The 16,659-nt window shown below is 66.9% G+C and carries 16 protein-coding genes; 4 read left to right on the forward strand and 12 right to left on the reverse strand.

Annotated features, from left to right (window positions below):
* Positions 1 to 1,068, forward strand: coding sequence for a branched-chain amino acid ABC transporter permease (locus L0C59_RS07945; protein ID WP_243090824.1), 1,068 nt, complete (start codon positions 1 to 3; stop codon positions 1,066 to 1,068).
* Here the strand turns inward: L0C59_RS07945 and L0C59_RS07950 are convergent, their stop codons facing one another.
* The 4 genes from L0C59_RS07950 to coaE are packed head-to-tail and all read right to left on the reverse strand — an operon-like array spanning position 1,069 to position 3,338.
* On the reverse strand, positions 1,069 to 1,611 hold the full coding sequence (locus L0C59_RS07950; protein WP_243090825.1) for a glycerol-3-phosphate acyltransferase: 543 nt from the start codon (positions 1,609 to 1,611) through the stop codon (positions 1,069 to 1,071). It lies immediately after the preceding gene.
* A gap of 3 nt (positions 1,612 to 1,614) precedes the next feature.
* Positions 1,615 to 2,025, reverse strand: coding sequence for a SufE family protein (locus L0C59_RS07955; RefSeq protein WP_243090826.1), 411 nt, complete (start codon positions 2,023 to 2,025; stop codon positions 1,615 to 1,617).
* A gap of 9 nt (positions 2,026 to 2,034) precedes the next feature.
* Entirely contained in the window at positions 2,035 to 2,727 is a 693-nt protein-coding gene (locus tag L0C59_RS07960; RefSeq protein WP_243090827.1) for an SDR family oxidoreductase, read from the reverse strand.
* 5 nt (positions 2,728 to 2,732) lie between these two features.
* Positions 2,733 to 3,338, reverse strand: a complete 606-nt coding sequence (coaE, locus tag L0C59_RS07965) for a dephospho-CoA kinase (RefSeq protein ID WP_243090828.1) — start codon at positions 3,336 to 3,338, stop codon at positions 2,733 to 2,735.
* On the opposite strand from coaE, the gene L0C59_RS07970 reads away from it, so the two are divergent.
* Positions 3,318 to 4,634, forward strand: coding sequence for an HD domain-containing protein (locus L0C59_RS07970; RefSeq protein ID WP_243090829.1), 1,317 nt, complete (start codon positions 3,318 to 3,320; stop codon positions 4,632 to 4,634). The genes coaE and L0C59_RS07970 overlap by 21 nt on opposite strands.
* Complete coding sequence (gene amrB, locus L0C59_RS07975) at positions 4,591 to 5,721, forward strand: AmmeMemoRadiSam system protein B (protein WP_243090830.1); 1,131 nt, start codon at positions 4,591 to 4,593, stop codon at positions 5,719 to 5,721. Before L0C59_RS07970 ends, amrB begins: the two co-directional genes overlap by 44 nt.
* Before the next feature lie 100 nt (positions 5,722 to 5,821).
* Here the strand turns inward: amrB and rnr are convergent, their stop codons facing one another.
* The 8 genes from rnr to aroE all read right to left on the reverse strand — a co-directional run bounded on the left by rnr (position 5,822) and on the right by aroE (position 15,345).
* On the reverse strand, positions 5,822 to 8,074 hold the full coding sequence (gene rnr / locus L0C59_RS07980) for a ribonuclease R (protein ID WP_243090831.1): 2,253 nt from the start codon (positions 8,072 to 8,074) through the stop codon (positions 5,822 to 5,824).
* 1 nt (position 8,075) lies between these two features.
* On the reverse strand, positions 8,076 to 9,320 hold the full coding sequence (locus L0C59_RS07985; RefSeq protein WP_243090832.1) for an aspartate aminotransferase family protein: 1,245 nt from the start codon (positions 9,318 to 9,320) through the stop codon (positions 8,076 to 8,078).
* Positions 9,321 to 9,330: 10 nt separating this feature from the next.
* The gene (locus L0C59_RS07990) at positions 9,331 to 9,729 is read right to left on the reverse strand and encodes an acyl-CoA thioesterase (RefSeq protein WP_243090833.1); all 399 of its coding nucleotides are present in this window, start codon (positions 9,727 to 9,729) and stop codon (positions 9,331 to 9,333) included.
* Complete coding sequence (locus L0C59_RS07995) at positions 9,708 to 9,995, reverse strand: ribosome-binding factor A (RefSeq protein WP_243090834.1); 288 nt, start codon at positions 9,993 to 9,995, stop codon at positions 9,708 to 9,710. The genes L0C59_RS07990 and L0C59_RS07995 overlap by 22 nt, the downstream gene beginning before the upstream one ends.
* A gap of 10 nt (positions 9,996 to 10,005) precedes the next feature.
* A complete protein-coding gene (glmM, locus tag L0C59_RS08000; protein WP_243090835.1) occupies positions 10,006 to 11,307 on the reverse strand; it encodes a phosphoglucosamine mutase in 1,302 nt (433 codons plus the stop codon).
* 156 nt (positions 11,308 to 11,463) lie between these two features.
* Positions 11,464 to 13,965: a DNA polymerase I gene (gene polA / locus L0C59_RS08005; RefSeq protein WP_243090861.1), complete on the reverse strand. Its 2,502-nt coding sequence runs from the start codon at positions 13,963 to 13,965 to the stop codon at positions 11,464 to 11,466.
* A gap of 6 nt (positions 13,966 to 13,971) precedes the next feature.
* Positions 13,972 to 14,550 carry an IMPACT family protein gene (locus L0C59_RS08010; protein WP_243090836.1) on the reverse strand — a complete coding sequence of 193 codons (579 nt, stop codon included), beginning with the start codon at positions 14,548 to 14,550 and terminating at the stop codon, positions 13,972 to 13,974.
* Positions 14,551 to 15,345, reverse strand: a complete 795-nt coding sequence (gene aroE, locus L0C59_RS08015; RefSeq protein ID WP_243090837.1) for a shikimate dehydrogenase — start codon at positions 15,343 to 15,345, stop codon at positions 14,551 to 14,553. It lies immediately after the preceding gene.
* A gap of 45 nt (positions 15,346 to 15,390) precedes the next feature.
* On the opposite strand from aroE, the gene L0C59_RS08020 reads away from it, so the two are divergent.
* Entirely contained in the window at positions 15,391 to 16,659 is a 1,269-nt protein-coding gene (locus L0C59_RS08020) for an NfeD family protein (RefSeq protein WP_243090838.1), read from the forward strand.

Here is a 16,659-nt window from a genome sequence, read left to right on the forward strand (position 1 = left end):
ATGTTCCACCTCGCCAAAGGGCTCACCGACGCCTTTAGCCGCCGCTTTGCCCGTGCGGTGCGGGAAACCTACCGGCAGGACGAGGCCTACGCCAGCACGCCCCTTGGGCGTTTGGCCCTCGGGGTTTTCCTGGTCCTCCTCCTTCTTCTTCCCCTCCTCCTCCCCCCCTATCCCATGTACGTGACCACCCTAGTGGCCATCGGGGCCTTAAGCGCCCTGGGCCTCCACCTCCTGGTGGGGGGTGCGGGGCAGATCTCCTTGGGCCACGCCGCCTTTATGGGGGTGGGAGCCTACGCCGCAAGCCACCTCCACGGCCCCTTGGCTCCCTTGGGCATCCTCCTTGGGGGAGGCATCGCCGCCCTCTTGGGCCTCGTGCTGGGCCTCCCCTCCTTGCGCATCAAGGGGGTGTACCTGGCCATCGCCACCCTGGCCTTCCAGTTCCTGGCGGATTATGTCTTCAAAAACTGGGAAGGGGTGACGGGGGGCATCCGGGGGCGGACCCTCCCCCCTGCGGAGCTTTTCGGCTTAACCCTGGACACCCCTGGGAGGCTTTGGTACCTGGTGCTCCTCTTCGCCCTACCCCTCTTCTTCTACGGCAAGCGCCTCCTCATGACCCGGGCGGGCCGGGCCTTCATGGCCGTGCGGGACAACGACCTCTCCGCCCGGGTGGCGGGGGTAGACCTGGTGCGGGTAAAGCTTCTGGCCTTCGCCCTCTCCGCCTTCTACGCCGGGGTGGCCGGGGGACTTCTGGCCCAGCTTTACAAGGCGGTGACCCCCGAGTACTTCCCCCTCACGGTGAGCATCCAGTACCTGGCCATGGTCATCGTGGGCGGGGCGGGCACGGTGCTGGGGGCGGTATTGGGGGCCTTCTTCGTCCTCCTCATCCCCGAGGTCTTAAACAGCCTGGTGGGGTCCCTGGGCCCCCAGTACGCCGCCACCCTGGCGGCCTGGCGCAACGTGGTCTTTGGCCTTCTCATCCTGGCCTTTTTGATCCTGGAACCCCTGGGATTGGTGGGTCTTTGGGGAAGAATCCGCAACTACTTCCGCACCTGGCCCCTCCCCTACTGACTACCGTTGCCAGTCCTTGAGGTGGCGTAAAGCCACGGGAAGACCGAGCCCTAACCCGAAAAGGAGGTAAGGGGGAACCGGGTGCAGAACGCTGGCCAGGAAGGGCTGGGCCAGGGCCACGGCCAGGGCCACCCGGTAGGGCCTTCGGAAAAGGGCAAAAAGCATGGCGAAAAGCAGGAGGGAAAGGAGGAGAAGCCGGGGGTCCACGGCAAGGAGCACCCCGGCCCCCGCGGCCAGGCCCTTTCCCCCCTTGAGGAGGAGCCAGGGGGAGAAGGCATGCCCCCACACCGCCCCCACGCCCCCGGCAAGGCCGCCCAGAGGGCTTCCCGCCACCCCCTCTCCCAGGGCCACGGCCAGGATCCCCTTGAAGAGGTCCAGAAGGAGAACCAGGAAACCCGGCACGGGACCCAGCACCCGGTAAGCGTTCAGGGCTCCTGGGTTGCCCGACCCCTCCCGCAGGAGATCCCTTCCCCGCAGGGCTCCAAACCAGTAGGCGATGGGCAAGCTACCCAGGAAGTACCCAAGGAAAAGCGCTAGGAACATGGGCTAGGAAAGGGCCCTTTGCACCTGGGCTTGGAGCCGCAGGAGGGCCGCCTCGAGGCCCCTTAGGCGCAAGGGGGTGAGGAGTTCCTCTAGCCCCGCCCCCTGGTAGAAGGTGGGGGGCACGGAAAGCACCGCCTCTGGGGGCTCGCCCTCGAGGCCCTCCTTGAGAAGCCCGGCAAAGGCCTTTACCGTGGGGGCTTCATGGGGGACGAGGAAGTAAAGCCTAACCCTGCCTTCCTCCACCTCCGCCCTCAGGAAGAAGGGGGTCTGGCATTCATGCACCCGTTCCAGCTCCACCCCAGGGGGCGGGGTGGGCACCTTTCTGGCATACTCCAGAAGCACCTGGGCCTTAAGCTCCTTGGGCATGGCCCGAATCAGGTCCAGGGCTTCCTGAAGCCTCTTGGGCAAGGCCATAGCCGTAGCTTAATCCACCCGGGGAGCGGTATGGGTGGGGCGGAGCTCCATCTCGCTCACCAAGGCCCTCTCCGGCATCTCCGCCGCAAAGAGCACCGCCTGGGCCACATCCTCTGGGGAAAGCTTCCAGGATGCTCCCGGGGTATTGCCGGCAAAACCCGTATCCACCGAGCCGGGCAGGATATTCACCACCCGCACCCCAGCTTCCCGAAGTTCCAGCATGGCCGCCCCCATGAGGCCCAAGAACCCAAACTTGCTGGCGTTGTAGGCGGCCCCGCCCTTAAAGGCGTTCTTACCCGCCAGGCTGGCGATGTTCACCACCACCCCCCTCGAGGCCAAGAGGGCAGGCAAAGCCGCCTTGAGGCCCAAAAAGGGCCCCACCAGGTTCACCTCCAAAACCTGGCGGAACTCCTCCTCGCTGAGCTCGGCCACGGGCCTCATCACGCCGATCCCGGCGTTGTTGACCAGGAGGTCCAGCCGGCCGTAAGCCTCCACGAGGCCTGCCACCGCCCTCTGCCAGTCCCCAAAGGAGCGCACGTCCCCAGGCAAGGCCATGGCCCCCTCCCCTAGCTCCGAGGCCAAGGCCCCAAGCCTACCTCCATCCCGGGCAAAAAGGCCCACCCGGTACCCTTTGGCGTGGAGAAGCCGGGCGATGGCCTCCCCGATGCCCCGGCTCGCCCCCGATACCAAGGCCACCCTCATGCCCCCTAGCTTAGCCCAAAGCGCTCCTTGATCCGGGACAAAACCCCCCTTAACCCCTCTTCCAGCTCCTCAACCCCTCCCCGGTTCTCCAAAACCCAGGTGGCCCGCCTCCTCTTCTCCTCCTCGGGCATCTGGGCCCTTTCCCGGGCCAGGACCTCCTCCGGCGAAAGCCCGGAGCGCGCCACCACCCGCCTCACCCGCTCCTCCACAGGGGCCGCCACCAAAAGGGTCCCATCCAGACGGGCTTCCCAACCCTTCTCAAAAAGAAGGGGGATTTCCAGGAAAACCAGGGGGGCCTGGATCCTGCCCAACTCCTCGGCCAACAGCCTCCGCACCTCGGGGTGGAGGAGGTCCTCGAGGGCCCTTAGCCTTTCCGGGTGGGAAAAGACCAGCTGGGCCAGCACCCTGCGGTCCAGTTCCTCGCCGGCAAAGGCCTCGGGGAAAAGCCGCTTAAGCTCCGCCTTCTTGTTCTCCCTGGCCCTTGCGGCCAGCTCGTCCAGGTCCAGGACCGGGTAGCCCCAGGACCTGAGGAGGGCGGCCACCGTGCTCTTGCCGCTTCCGATGTTCCCGGTAATGCCGATAATGATGGGGTGCTTCGCCCTATCGCCCATAGGGACTTCCCCTTTTATACCCCCAAGGGGGCCATCCCCGTGGGGGGTGTCCTAAGGGACCTCCTTCTGGGAAGGAGGCCCCAGGACCTGGACTTCGTGGCAGAGGACCCGAGGAAGGCGGCAGAGGATGCCCAAAACCACCTGGGGGGCACCCTTTTCCCCTTGGACGAGGAACGGGGCCAGTACCGCCTGGTGGCGGGTGGCCTTGTCCTGGACTTCTCCCCCTTAGAGGGCAGCCTGGAGGAGGACCTCCTCAAGCGGGACTTCCGCCTAAATGCGCTTATCTGGAGGCAAAACCGCATCCTTGGTATCCCAGGGGCGGGAGGGGATCTCTCCAAGAGGGTGCTGGTTCCCGTACGGGAGGCCAATTTCTACCAGGACCACCTGCGAAGCCTCCGCGCGGTGCGCCTGGCCGCCAGCCTGGGCCTTGGCCTGCCCGGGGAAACCCGAAAAGCCCTTTCCCGCCATGCCCGCTTCCTCCAGGACCACCTCGAGGCCCTTCCCGCCCGGGAGCGGGTGAAGGAGGAACTGATCCGACTCCTCCTTTCCCCAAGGGCAACCTGGGGCCTTCATCTTTTGGAGCGCACGGGCCTTTTGGACCTCTACCTCCCCGAGCTCCGCCCCCTGGTGGGCCTTAAGCAGGGGGGCGTCCATCATCTGGATGGCTGGCAGCACACCCTCTCCGTGGTCCTCCACCTGGTCTGGCTTTGGCCCGAGGCCCCCTTGGAGGCCCGGCTGGCCGCCCTGTACCACGACGTGGGCAAGCCCTTAACCCGCCGCTTTGACCCCCAGGTGGGCCGCTTCCGCTTCCTGGGGCATGCGGAGGTGGGGGCGGAGATGGCCAAGGCTGCCCTCCTTTGGCTCCGTTTTCCCAAGGAGGCCGTGGAAAAGGTGGAGGCTTTGGTGCGTCGCCACATGGACCGGTTACCAGACGAGGCCAAAGCCCTCCGGCGCTTTCTCTTCCGCCGAAAGGACCTTCTGCCCCACCTGGTTTACCTCATGGCCGCAGACCGCCTGGGCACAAGGGGGGTGGAGGAGGAGGCCTGGGGGGTCTTGGAAGCCTACCAAAAGGCCTTATCCCAGCCCCTGCCCACCCGTCCCCTCCTTTCCGGGGAGGAGGTGATGGCCCTCCTTTCCCTAAGGCCCGGCCCCCTGGTGGGGAAGGCCCTGGAAGCCCTCCTCTTGGCCCAGGTGGAGGGAAGGGTTACGACCCCAGAAGAGGCCAAGGCCTTTCTCCTATATTGGAAGGGCCATGGAGCGGATACGCCTGCGGGAACCCCAGATCACCCCTATTGAGGGGGGGTTCCTGGTTTCCGACCCCTACGGGGTCTTCCCCAAACCCCTGGCCCTTACGGAAGGAGGGCTTTTCCTCCTCTCCCTCCTGGAGGGACGCACCCTGGAGGAAGTGCAGGAGGAGGTATTCAAAACCCACGGGGTGCTGGTACCTAAGAAGGAGCTGGAGGAGCTGGTCAAGGCCCTGGAGGAGGCCGGACTGCTCCTTACCGAGGAGGTGGAGAGGCGGCTTAAGGAGGAAGAGGACAAGCTGAAAAAGGAGCGCCCCATGCGCCTGGCAGGGCTTTCCTACCCCCAAGGGGAACGGGAGGCCCGGGCCTTCCTCCAGGCCTTCCGGGCCAGCTTCCCGGGGCCAAGGCCCCAAGGGGACCCCTCCATCCTCCTGCTTCCCCATCTGGAGCCGAGCCGGGTGCCCGAGGCCTACGGAGCCGCCCTGGCAGCCTTGGAGGGCATACCGGAACCCGAGCGGGTCTACCTGGTGGGGGTGGCCCACCGGCCCCTGAGGGAGAAGGCCGCCGCCCTCCCCGTTCCCTTCCAAACTCCCTTTGGCCCCGCGGAGCCCGACCTTGCCGCCCTGCAGGCCCTGGACGCCCTCCTGCCCTACGAGCTCTTCAACACCCCCCTGGCCTTCCGGGAGGAGCACAGCCTGGAGCTACCCCTTTTCTTCCTCAAGGGAGCCTTTCCCCAGGCTAAGCTCCTCCCCCTCCTGGTGGGCCGCGGGAGCCTCGAGCTGGGGGAGGCCCTGAGGGTGGTCCTTAAGGACCATCCCGGCCTTCTGGTCCTGGCGGTGGACCTCTCCCACGTGGGGCCCCGCTTCGGCGACCAACCCCTTTCCCGCTCCCTGGCGGAGGAGGCCCGGAGGCGGGACCTGGGCTTTTTGGAAAGGCTCGCCCAGGGAGAGCCGGAGGCCGCCCTGGCCTTCCTGGGGGGAAATCCCACCCGCGTGGACGCCGTGGAGGTGGTGAAAAGCCTAGCCCCCCTCCTCACCGCCCAGCGGGGCCAGGTCCTGGCCTACCGCCTGGACCTCGAGGCCCCCACCCTCTCCGCCGTGGGGGCCGGCACCCTGGTCTTCCCCGCCCCTCCCGCCTAGTGGGGCTTGCCCCCTTCCCCCCATACCGCGGGGGGAGGGCAAGGCCTGGCCCAGGGATCCCCCAGGGCTCCCGTCCTGGCCTCGCCAAGGCGGGGTGGTGTCAGCGGCGCCTGCGCCGCCTCTTGGCCCTGGTCTTCACCGGGCGGTGCACCCCGGCCTTCTCCTCCCTGGGAGCCCACTCGCCGAAGTACACGGTGTTCACCGTGGCCCTTTCAGGCCGGCTGTCGCGGCTTTTATCCGTAGGCGGTCCTACCACCTTGCGCATTTCTACCTCCTTTGCCTTCTTCACCAGGGTTTTCCCCCTGGAAGATTCCCTCTTTTCCCCCTCCCGGTAGGGCAGGAGGTCGATCTGCCGAAGCCTGGGGTTGGCGGCGGCGATCACCACCTCCATCTCGTCCCCCAGGCGGATCCTCTTGCCCTTGGGACCCAAAAGGGCCAGGGCCTCCTCGCTGTAGCTGTAAGGGCCCAGGGCCTCGAGGCGCACCAGACCCTCCACCCCGTTTTTCAGCGTGACAAAGGCGCCAAAGCTGGCCACCCCGGTCACCTTGCCCAGGAAACGCTCCCCCAGGTGGAGCTCCGCCCACTTGGCCATGTAGTACTTGGTGAGCTCCCGCTCCGCCGCCTCCGCCTTCCTCTCCATCTCCGAGGCGTGCTCGGCCATGGCGGGGAAGGTTTCCAGCCAGCGGGCCTTTTTGGCCGGGGTGAGGGTGCGCCGAAGGATGGCCTTTAGCACCCGGTGCACCACCAGATCCGGATAGCGGCGGATGGGGCTCGTGAAGTGCAGGTAGTGCTCCATGGCCAGGCCGAAATGCCCCAGGTTCTCGGCAGCGTACCGGGCCAGGCGCAAGGAGCGCAGGACCAGGTTGGCCACCACGGGCTCCTCGGGGCGGCCCTTGGCCTCGAGGAGGACCCGTTGCAAGGCCTTGGAGGAGAGCTTCTCCGGCAGGGTATACCCCAGCCGGGCCAAGGCCAGGCGGAGCTTTCCGTAGGCCTCCTCCAGGGGCTCCTCGTGCACCCGGAAAAGCCCGGGAAGCCCCTTGTTCACCAGGTGCTCGGCCACCACCCGATTGGCCAGGAGCATGAGCTCCTCGATAAGGCTACGCGCCTTAGCCTCCTCCTGGGGGATGAGGTGGAGGGTGCCCTCCTCCACCTCCACCTTCACCTCGGGGAAGGAGAAGTCCAGGGACCCCGCCTCGAGGCGCCTTTGCCTGAGCCTTTGGGTAAGGTCCAGGAGAAGGCTTAGATCCTCCGCCAAAAAGGCGTGCTCCTCGGGCAGTCCGAAGCCCTCGGCGAAGGCCTCCACCTCCGTGTAGGTCATCCGGGCCACGCTGCGGATAACCCCCTCGGCAAAGCGCACCCGCCTCACCCTAAGGTCCTCGTCCAGCTCCACCAGCACGGAGAGGACCAGCCGGTCCTCATGGGGCCTCAGGGAGCACACCCCGTTGGAAAGCCTCTCGGGGAGCATGGGCAGGACCCGCCCCGGCAGGTAGACGCTGGTGCCCCTTAGGAAGGCCTCCTGGTCCAGGGCGCTACCCTCCTTGACGTAGTGGGACACGTCGGCGATGTGCACCCCGACGCGGTACCCCTTGGAAAGGCGCTCCACGTGGATGGCGTCGTCAAAGTCCTTGGCGTCCACCCCGTCGATGGTGAAGACCCGGAGGCCCCGGAAGTCCTGCCGCCTCCTAAGCTCTGCCTCGGGGATCTCCAGGGGAATGGCCTCCGCCTCCCTTAGCACCTCCTGGGGAAACTCGGCCCTTAGGCCGTACTTGGCGATCACCGCCTCGGTTTCCGTCTCCGGGGCGTCCCCCTCCCCCAGGTACTCCAAAAACTCCCCGTAAGGGCGCCGGCCATAGTGAACCTTCGCCACGATCCGGCTTCCCCGCTTAAGGCCGTGGAGCCCCTCGGGAAGAAGCCTGAGCTCGGGCAGGCCCGGCTCATCGGGCAAGAGGACCGCATACCCCTTGCGGAAATCCAGGGTACCCACCACCCGTTCCCGGGCCCGCTTTAGCACCCGCTCCACCACCCCCCAGGGCTTCCCGTCCCGGCCAGGGGGCATGACGCGGGCCTCCACCAGGTCGCCGGGCCAGGCATCCTGGGTGTAGCCGGGCGGGATGAAAAGGTCCTTTTCGGGAAGGCGCACAAAGCCATACCCGTCCCGGTGGAGGCTGATGGGCCCCTGCACCCGGGCGGGGAGGAAGTACTGGCTTCCCCTCTTCTCCAACAGCCCTTCCCGCACCAGGGCCTTAAGGTAGGCCTTGGCCTCCCGCTTTTCCAGCCCAAAGCGCCTTAGGATCTCCTCCAGGCGGTGGGGCTTGCCGGTCCTTTTGAAAAACTCCAGTAAGGTTTCCCGCATTCTAACCCAAGAGGCCTTCCAGGGCCTTCTCCGTGGCCTTAAGGCTCTCCGAGAAGGCCGAAAGGGCCTCGTCCACGTGCTCCTTGCCGATGATGAGGGGGGGCTCGAGGCGCACCACCTTGGGGTTATTGAGCCCAAAGGCGGTGATCACTCCCCTCTCCGCCAGCTCCGCCACCACCAAGGCGCCGATGTCCGCATCGGCGAACTCCACACCCAGCATGAGACCCCGGCCCCGCACGTCCGCCATGAGGTGAGGATACTGGGCCTTAAGCCCCTTGAGCCCCGCCATCAGGTACTCCCCCATCTCCAGGGCCCTTTGCGGCAGGTTCTCCTCCAGGGTGACCTCTATGGCCGCCAAGGCCGCCGCCGCCGCCAGGGGGTTACCCCCAAAGGTGGAGGAGTGGAAGAGGGGGTTTTGCCGGAAGATCTCAAAGATCTCCCTCCGGCCCACGCAGGCCCCAATGGGCATCACCCCGCCCCCTAAGGCCTTGGCCAGGGTCATGAGGTCGGGGGCCACCCCCTCCCAGTCCACCCCAAAGAGCCTCCCCGTGCGCCCCAGGCCGGTCTGCACCTCGTCGGCGATCATGAGGACGCCCCTTGCCCGCGTAAGCTCCCGCACCCCCTTCAGGTAGCCCTGCGGGGGCACCCGGATCCCCCCTTCCCCCTGGATGGGCTCCACGATCACCGCGGCGGTCTCCCCGTCTATGGCGGCCTCCAGGGCCTCGAGGTCCCCATAGGGCACCGCCTTCACCCCGGGGAGAAGGGGCTTGGCCGGATCCTGATACTCGGGCTTGGGGGTAAGGGAAAGGGCCCCCATGGTCTTGCCGTGGAACCCCCCATGGGTGGTGACGATGCCCGGCTTGCCCGTGTAGGCCCGCGCCAGCTTGATGGCGGCCTCCACCGCCTCCGCCCCGGAGTTGCCGAAGAAGACCATTTCCAGGCCTTCGGGGGTGATCTCCGCCAGTTTCGCCGCAAGCCTCGCCGTGGGCTCGGAAACCAGGACCCGCACGGACATGGGCATGCGCTCAAGCTGGGCCCTAACCGCCGCCAGCACCTTGGGGTGGCGGTGGCCCAGGTTCAAGGTGCCGTACAGGCCCAAAAAGTCCAGGTAGCGCTTGCCCGTGGTGTCCCAGACGTAAGGGCCTTCCGCATGGGACTCTACCCGGTCCAAACCGGTGAAGCGCAACAACCCTGCCAAGCCGGGATTGATGTGCCGCTCAAAAAGCGTGAAGGGGTCGTGGCTCATGCCCACAATGCTACCCTAAGTGTAGCATACTCAAGGTTTGGTAGATGTCCTCGGGGATGCGCCCGGCCCTCTCCCCCACCTGGCAAAGGTGGCGGGTAAAACCCTCGGCCAACAGCACGCCCTCCCGCTCCACCCGGTAGCGGAAGAGAAGGTCCCGCCGGGAAAGGTGGGCCAGGCGGGTCCGCACCAAGACCTCCTCCCCAAAGCGGGCAGGGGCACGGAAGGTCAGGCCCAGCTCCACCACGGGGAAGAACACCCCCCGGGCCTCCACCCGGTGATAGGGTAGGCCCGCCCTCTCCAAAAACTCCACCCGGGCCGCCTCCAGGTACACCGCATACACGGAGTGGTGGACCACCCCCATCTGGTCGGTCTCCGCGTAGCGCACCTTTATGCGGGTCTCGCTCTCCACGGCACGAACTCCAGACGGGGCAGGTGGCGCAGCCGCACCCTGCGGGCGATCTCGGAAAGGAGCCTTCCCTCGGCGTGGCCTAAGGCCACGAGGGCCTTTTCCTCCTCGGCAAAGGCCTCCACGTACACCGTGAGCACCCGGCCATCGGGGGAAAGGCGGACCGCCTCCACGGTGAGGAGGAAAAGCCTGGGGTCCTCCAGGCCACCGATGGCCTCGGCCAGCGCCCGCCTAAGGCGCTCCTCCAGGTGGGCCCTTCCGTAACTCACCACCTAAAGCTTACTCCCCATCCAGGCGTAAGACCAAGGCGGCCAGCTCCCTCGCCACCTCCTCCGCCCCCTCCTTGGCCTCCACCATGACCCGCACCACGGGCTCGGTCCCCGAGGGGCGCACGTTCACCCGGCCCAAGCCCCCAAGCCTTTCCTGCGCCTCCTGCACCGCTTCCTTGAGCCTGGGATGGGCCATGATCCGATTCTTGTCGGAAACCCGCACGTTCAAAAGCACCTGGGGGTACATGGGCAATGCCTCGTACCAATCCGCCAGATCCCCCCCTAGGGCCCTTAGGGCCTTCAGGGCGAGGAGGGCGGTGAGGAGGCCATCCCCCGTGGTGTGGTGCCTGAGGAAGATCACGTGCCCCGAGGGTTCCCCGCCCAAGGCCAGCCCCTTTTCCTTAAGCATCTCCAAAACGTACCGGTCCCCCACCGCCGCCCGGTGGAAGGCCAGCCCCTTTTCCCTCAAGGCCACCTCGAGGCCCATGTTGCTCATCACCGTTCCCACCACCCCCTTTTCCCCGAAGGCCAAGGCGGCGAGGTAGAGGATGTGGTCCCCGTGAAAAAGCCGTCCCTTCCGGTCTATGAACTGCACCCGATCCCCATCCCCATCAAAGGCGATGCCCAGGTCCAGGCCCAGCTCCACCACGAAGCGGGAAAGGGCCCTGGGATCCGTGGCGCCACACTCCTTGTTGATGTTGCGGCCGTCCGGGGTGTTGAAGAAGGCCATCACCTCGGCCCCCGCCCGCTGAAAGAGCCTGGGCCCCAGGCGGTAGGTGGCCCCGTGGGCCAGGTCAAGGCCGATCCTCAGGCCCGAAAGGTCGGGGGCGTGGGAGAGGAGGAAGTCCAGGTAGATCCTCTCCGCCTCCCGGAAATCCCCCACGGTACCGATGCCCCGCGTGGGGTGCTCCTCTTCCAAGAGGGCCTCCACCTCCTCCTCCACCGGGTCGGGAAGCTTCTCCCCCTCGGGCCCGAAAAACTTGATGCCGTTGTCCTGGTAAGGGTTGTGGCTGGCGGAGATCATGGCCCCGGCGCTGGCCCTAAGGTGCCGGGTGAGGTAGGCAAGCCCCGGGGTGGGTAGGACCCCCAGGTGCTCCACCCTCACCCCCTGGCTCAGAAGCCCCGCCGCCAAGGCGGCCTCCAAAAGGTCGCTGGATTCCCGGGTATCCTTGGCCAAGAGGACCACCGGCCTGGGGCTCGCCTTGCGGAAATAGGCCCCCGCCGCCTGGCCGAGCCTCAGGACGAACCCAGGGGTCAGGGGGGGCTTGCCCGCCTCCCCTCGCACCCCGTCAGTGCCGAAGTAACGCCTCATGGGCAAGAATATACCCCAGGCCCCCCCGGGGCTATCCGGACTCCTTGCCGGACGTTTCCCTCCACCATGCGCCGTAAGCTGGGGGACCCGGTCCCCTACCCCGGCCTCAGGGGGGTCTGCCATCCCGGGAACCTCGAGGCCCTTCACCTGGGCCCCTTAGGCCTTGGCGGAAAGCCAGTCCTCCCCGATGCCCACCTCCACCTCCAAGGGCACCTTAAGGGGCCACACCTCCTCCATGGTCCCCTTGGCCACCTGGGCAACCTCCTCCGCCCTCTCCTTGGGCGCCTCGAGGACCAGCTCGTCGTGCACCTGCAAAAGCATCCTGGCCCCCAGCTCCTCAAGTCTGGGGAAGAGCCTCACCATGGCCAGTTTCATCAAATCCGCGGCGGTCCCCTGCACCGGCATGTTGAAGGCCATGCGCTCGGCGGCCTCCCGGATGCTCTTCACCCGGGAGGCCAAGTCAGGCACGTAGCGCCGCCGGCCAAAGAGGGTTTCCACGTAACCCCTCTCCCGCCCCTCGGCCAAGGTTTTCTCAATCCAGGCGCGCACCTTGGGGTAACTCTGGAAATACCGCTCAATGAAGGCCACCGCCTCCTCGTAGGGGATGGCCAGCTCCCCCGAAAGCCGGTGGGCGGACATCCCGTAGAGGACGCCGAAGTTGATGGTCTTGGCCGCCCGGCGCATGGGGGAATCCACGGCCTCAGGGGGCACGCCGAACATCCAGCTGGCCGTCTGGGTGTGGATGTCCCGCCCCTCCTGGAAGACCCGGATCAGGTTCTCGTCCCCGGAAAGGTGCGCCAGGACCCTGAGCTCGATCTGGCTGTAGTCCAAGGCCACCAGGGTCCACCCCTCCTCGGCGATGAAGGCGCGGCGGATGCGCTGGCCCAAGGGGGTGCGCACGGGGATGTTTTGCAGGTTGGGGTCGGAGCTACTCAGGCGCCCCGTGGCGGTGGCCGTCTGGTTGAAGCGGGTGTGCAGCCGGCCCGTCTTGGGGTGGACCAGGGCGGGCAAGGGGTCGATGTAGGTGCCCTTGAGCTTGGACAGTTCCCGGTACTGGAGGATGTGGTCCACGATGGGATGGACCTCCCTCAACGCCTCCAAAACCGCGGCGCTGGTGGAGCGCTTGCCCGTCTTCTCCGTCTTGCCGATGGCGGGAAGCCCCAGCTCGTCAAAGAGTACCCTTTCCAGCTGGTCCCTTGAGTTCAGGTTGAAAGGATGCCCGGCCAGGCGGTGGACCTCCTCCTCGAGGCGCCTAAGCTCCGCCTCCACCTCCAGGGAAAGGGCCTGCAAATAGGCCACATCCAACCGAACCCCCGTGGCCTCCATGTGGGCCAGGACCCGGGAAAGGGGCTTTTCCACCTCCTCATAGAGCCAAAGAAGCCTCTCCTCCCCCTTAAGCCGCTCCCGGAGGGCGGCGTAAAGCCTTTCGGCAAGGAGCGCCCTTTCCCCCGCCTCCTCGGTCCACTCTCCCCCGTAGCGCCTGGCTACCCCTTCGGGGGCCGTGTTGGAGGGGTCCAGGAGGTAGGCGAGGAGCATGGGGTCATCGCCCGAGGCCAGGGCAATCCCCTCCCGCAGGGCCAGCACCGCCAGGTCCTTGGCCAAAAGCCCCCTCACCTCCCCAAGCCCCCGCAAGGCCTCGAGGGGCTCCTCCGCCCGGTAAACCCGCCCCTCCCAGGCCGCGGCCAAGGCCCTGAGCTCTGCCCACATGGGCTCGGGGCGGGTAAGCACGTAGCCCACGAAGGCTCCCCCTGGGGGCGGCCAGGGAGCCTCCTCCACCGCCACCGGGCTTTCCAACAGGCCGAACTCGTGGAGGAGGCTTCCGAACTCCAACCTCTCCAGAAAGGCCCTGAGCCCCTCCCGGTCTGGCTCCCGGCGCCGGGTGAAGTCCACCTCCAAGGGCAGGTCCGCATGCACCCGGGAAAGCTCCAGGGAAAGCCTAAGGTCCTCCATGTGGCTAAGGATCTTCTCCCGCACGGATGCAGGCTTCACCCGGTCCAGGTGTTGGAGCAGGTTTTCCAGGCTTCCAAACTCCCGGATCAGCTTGGCCGCAGTCTTCTCCCCGATGCCCTTCACGCCGGGGATGTTGTCGGAAGGGTCCCCGGCCAAGGCCCGGTAGTCCACCCACTGGGAGGGCTTAAGCCCGTACCTCTCCCAAAGCCATTCCGGGGTGATCAGGTGCCCCTCCGGGTGGAGGATGGAGATCCGGTCCGAAAGAAGCTGGTAGAGGTCCCGGTCCGCGGTGAGGATGCGCACCTCGTAGCCCTCCCCCTCCGCCTTCTTGGCCAGGGTGGCCAGGACGTCGTCCGCCTCAAAGCCCGGCACCTCGAGGCGCATGAGCCCCATTAGGTCCACCAGTTCCTTGATGAGGGCAAGCTGCCGGGGAAAATCCTCGGGGGTAGGGGCCCGCCCCGCCTTGTAGGCCTCGTAGGCCTGGTGGCGGAAGGAGGGGGCCTTGGCGTCAAACACCACCATCACCACATCCCCGTCTTCCTTTAGCGCCTTCAACAAGCTCTTGGCAAAGCCGTACACCGCCTGGACCGGCTCCCCGCGGCTGGTGGTGAGGCCCTTTAGGGCAAAAAAGGTGCGGTAGGCCAGGTGGTGGCCGTCCACCAGAAGCACCCGGCCCTTGGGCTCAAAGAGGGGCAGCATCGCCCTTATGCTACCCTAGCCCTCCGCGTACGCCTGCCCCCGGGTGAGGTCTCTGAGCTCCTGCAAAAAGGCCTCCCTTTCCTCCGCGGGAACCCTTAGGCAAAACCGCACCCCTTCCGCCAGGTACTCCTCCGAAGCCCTCCAGGAGCGGGCGGCTAAAAGCCTGTGCACCCGGCCCACCTGGGAAAAAGGGACCACAAACCGCACCTCTTCCCACTGCGTCAAGGGCACCTTGGGAGCCCGTCGCAGGGCCTCCGCGGCCACCCCCCCGTAGGCCCGGACAAGCCCCCCGGCTCCCAGCTTGACCCCGCCGAAGTAACGCACCACCAAAACCACCACCCGGTCCAGCCCTTGGGCCTCAATGGCGTGGAGGATGGGCTTACCCGCTGTGCCCGCGGGCTCGCCGTCGTCAGAGAAGCGGTAGAGGTTGCCCAGCTTGTACGCATAGCAGTTGTGGGTGGCCTGGGGTTCCCGCTGGGCCTGCAAAAAGGCCAAGGCTTCCTCCTCCGAGGCCACCGGGGCCGCCTTGGCGATGAAGCGGCTCTTCTGAATGTTTTCCTCGTGAACCACCGGGGCCGCCAGGGTATAGGCCATTCACTCCCCCTCCAGGGCCTGGCGGGCCGCCTCCTCCATGCCCTTGGGGTCAGGGAGAAGGCCTGTCCAGATGCGGAAGGCCAAGGCCCCCTGCCAGGCCAGCATGCCTAACCCCGTCTGCACCCCTAGGCCCCTTTCCTTGGCCTCCTTGAGAAACCGGGTCCACAGGGGGCGGTAAACGAGATCCACCGCCGCCCCCTCCTCGGGGAAAAGCTCGGCCGGCAAGGGGGTGGCTAGCGGATCCCTAAGCCCCACGCTGGTGGCGTTGACCAGGAGCCTGGCCTCCCGGGCCCGTTCCAAGGGAACCGGCTTTAGTCCAAACTCCTCCGCCAGGGCCTTGGCCTTTTCCCAGGTGCGGTTCCAGATCCAGACCTCGAGGCCCGCCCCCCTCAAGGCCCAGGCCACCGCCCGCCCCGCACCCCCTGCCCCCAGGACCAAGGCGGGGCCCACGAGGGGGATCCCCCCGGCCCCCAGGGCCCGCAAAAACCCTGGGGCATCGGTGTTGAAGCCAAGGAGCCTCCCCTCCACGGAAAGCACCGTGTTCACCGCCCCGATGGCCCGGGCCTCTGGGGCCACCCAGTCCAAGAGGGGCAAGGCCGCCTCCTTAAGGGGGATGGTCAGGTTCACGCCCCGGTATTCCCGGCGCACCTCCTCCAGGCGGTCCCTCAGGGCCTCGAGGGGGGTCTCCAAGGCCTCGTAGCTGCCCTCGAGACCAAAGGACCTTAAGGCGTACCGGTGCATGGCCGGGGACAGGGAATGGGCTATGGGTTTGCCCAACACCGCCAGGCGCAGCATGAATCCCAGGATACCCCACCCCACTCCCCGCCCAAGCCGTATAGAATGGAGGCGGTGAAAAGGCTCCTTGCCCTATGCCTCCTCCTCCCCCTGGCCCTAGGGAAGACCTATCTCGTGCCCATCCAGGGGGAGATTGACCCCGCCTTGGCGGTCTTTGTGGAGCAGGCCCTAACCCGCGCCGAGCGGGAAGGGGCAAGCGGCGTGGCCTTCCTCATCGACACCCCGGGGGGCCGGGTGGACGCCGCCATCCGCATCTCCGACCGGATCCTGCAAACCCCCCTTCCCACCCTGGCCGTGGTGCAAAACGCCTTTTCCGCTGGGGCCCTAATCGCCCTTTCCTGCCGGCAGGTGGCCATGCTGCCGGGCTCGGAGATCGGCGCAGCCCTCCCGGTGGTGGCCCTGCCCCTGCAACAACCCCAGGCGGCGGACCAGAAGATCATCTCTGCCCTCAAGGGGAAGTTCCGCGCGGTGGCCGAGGCTCGGGGAAGGCCGGTGGAGCTGGCGGAGGCCATGGTGGACCCCAGCCTGGAAATCCCCGGGCTTTCCGCCAAGGGGGAGCCCCTCACCCTCTCCGCCGACAAGGCGGTGGAGCTCAAGGTGGCGGACTTTAAGGCGGGAAGCCTGGCCGAGGCCCTGCGGCAGGCGGGGTATAGCCTGGAGACGGAAAGGCTCGAGCCCGGCCCTAGGGTGCAGGTGGCCCGGTTCCTCACCAGCTCCACCGTGGCGGGGCTTCTTTTGGCCCTCGGGCTTCTCCTTCTCCTCCTCGAGCTTTTCACCCCGGGCTTCGGGGTCATGGGGGCCCTGGGCCTGGCCTTTTTGGCCCTTTACTTCGCCGGGGGATGGCTCGCCGGGCTTTCCGGGGCCTTCGAGCTGGTTCTCTTCTTTCTGGGGGTAGCCCTCCTCCTGGCCGAGGCCTTCCTCTTCCCCGGGTTTGGCATCGCGGGCGCCTTGGGGGTGGGATCCATCCTGGCCTCCGTGTACTTCACCTTTGGGGAGAACGCCCTCTTGGTCATCGCCATCGCGGTGATCGCCTTTGGCCTTGGTCTTCTTTTGGTCTTCCGCTTCCTGCCCAGGACCCGGCCGGCAAGGGCCTTGGTGCTGGAAAGCGCCATCGCGGAGCACGCCACGGGGGACGAGGTGGAGGTGGGCGCCATCGGCGTGGCCCTCACCGACCTGAGGCCCGGCGGGGTGGCCCGCTTCGGCAACAAGCGCATCGATGTGGTGGCCAACCGGGGTTTCCTGCCCAAGGGCACCACCTTAAGGGTGGTGGAGGTCAGGGGACCCACGGTGGTGGTGGAAGCCTTGGAGGAATGA

This window comes from Thermus neutrinimicus (genome assembly GCF_022760955.1).
Taxonomy (GTDB): Bacteria; Deinococcota; Deinococci; order Deinococcales; family Thermaceae; genus Thermus; species Thermus neutrinimicus.

Bases quoted from the DNA above. Each gene is read 5' to 3' on its own strand.
- L0C59_RS07945 (WP_243090824.1), top strand. From the start codon at position 1: ATGTTCCACCTCGCCAAAGGGCTCACCGACGCCTTTAGCCGCCGCTTT.
- L0C59_RS07950 (WP_243090825.1), bottom strand. From the start codon at position 1,611: ATGTTCCTAGCGCTTTTCCTTGGGTACTTCCTGGGTAGCTTGCCCATC.
- L0C59_RS07955 (WP_243090826.1), bottom strand. From the start codon at position 2,025: ATGGCCTTGCCCAAGAGGCTTCAGGAAGCCCTGGACCTGATTCGGGCC.
- L0C59_RS07960 (WP_243090827.1), bottom strand. From the start codon at position 2,727: ATGAGGGTGGCCTTGGTATCGGGGGCGAGCCGGGGCATCGGGGAGGCC.
- coaE (WP_243090828.1), bottom strand. From the start codon at position 3,338: ATGGGCGATAGGGCGAAGCACCCCATCATTATCGGCATTACCGGGAAC.
- amrB (WP_243090830.1), top strand. From the start codon at position 4,591: ATGGAGCGGATACGCCTGCGGGAACCCCAGATCACCCCTATTGAGGGG.
- rnr (WP_243090831.1), bottom strand. From the start codon at position 8,074: ATGCGGGAAACCTTACTGGAGTTTTTCAAAAGGACCGGCAAGCCCCAC.
- L0C59_RS07985 (WP_243090832.1), bottom strand. From the start codon at position 9,320: ATGAGCCACGACCCCTTCACGCTTTTTGAGCGGCACATCAATCCCGGC.
- glmM (WP_243090835.1), bottom strand. From the start codon at position 11,307: ATGAGGCGTTACTTCGGCACTGACGGGGTGCGAGGGGAGGCGGGCAAG.
- L0C59_RS08010 (WP_243090836.1), bottom strand. From the start codon at position 14,550: ATGGCCTATACCCTGGCGGCCCCGGTGGTTCACGAGGAAAACATTCAG.
- aroE (WP_243090837.1), bottom strand. From the start codon at position 15,345: ATGCTGCGCCTGGCGGTGTTGGGCAAACCCATAGCCCATTCCCTGTCC.
- L0C59_RS08020 (WP_243090838.1), top strand. From the start codon at position 15,391: ATGGAGGCGGTGAAAAGGCTCCTTGCCCTATGCCTCCTCCTCCCCCTG.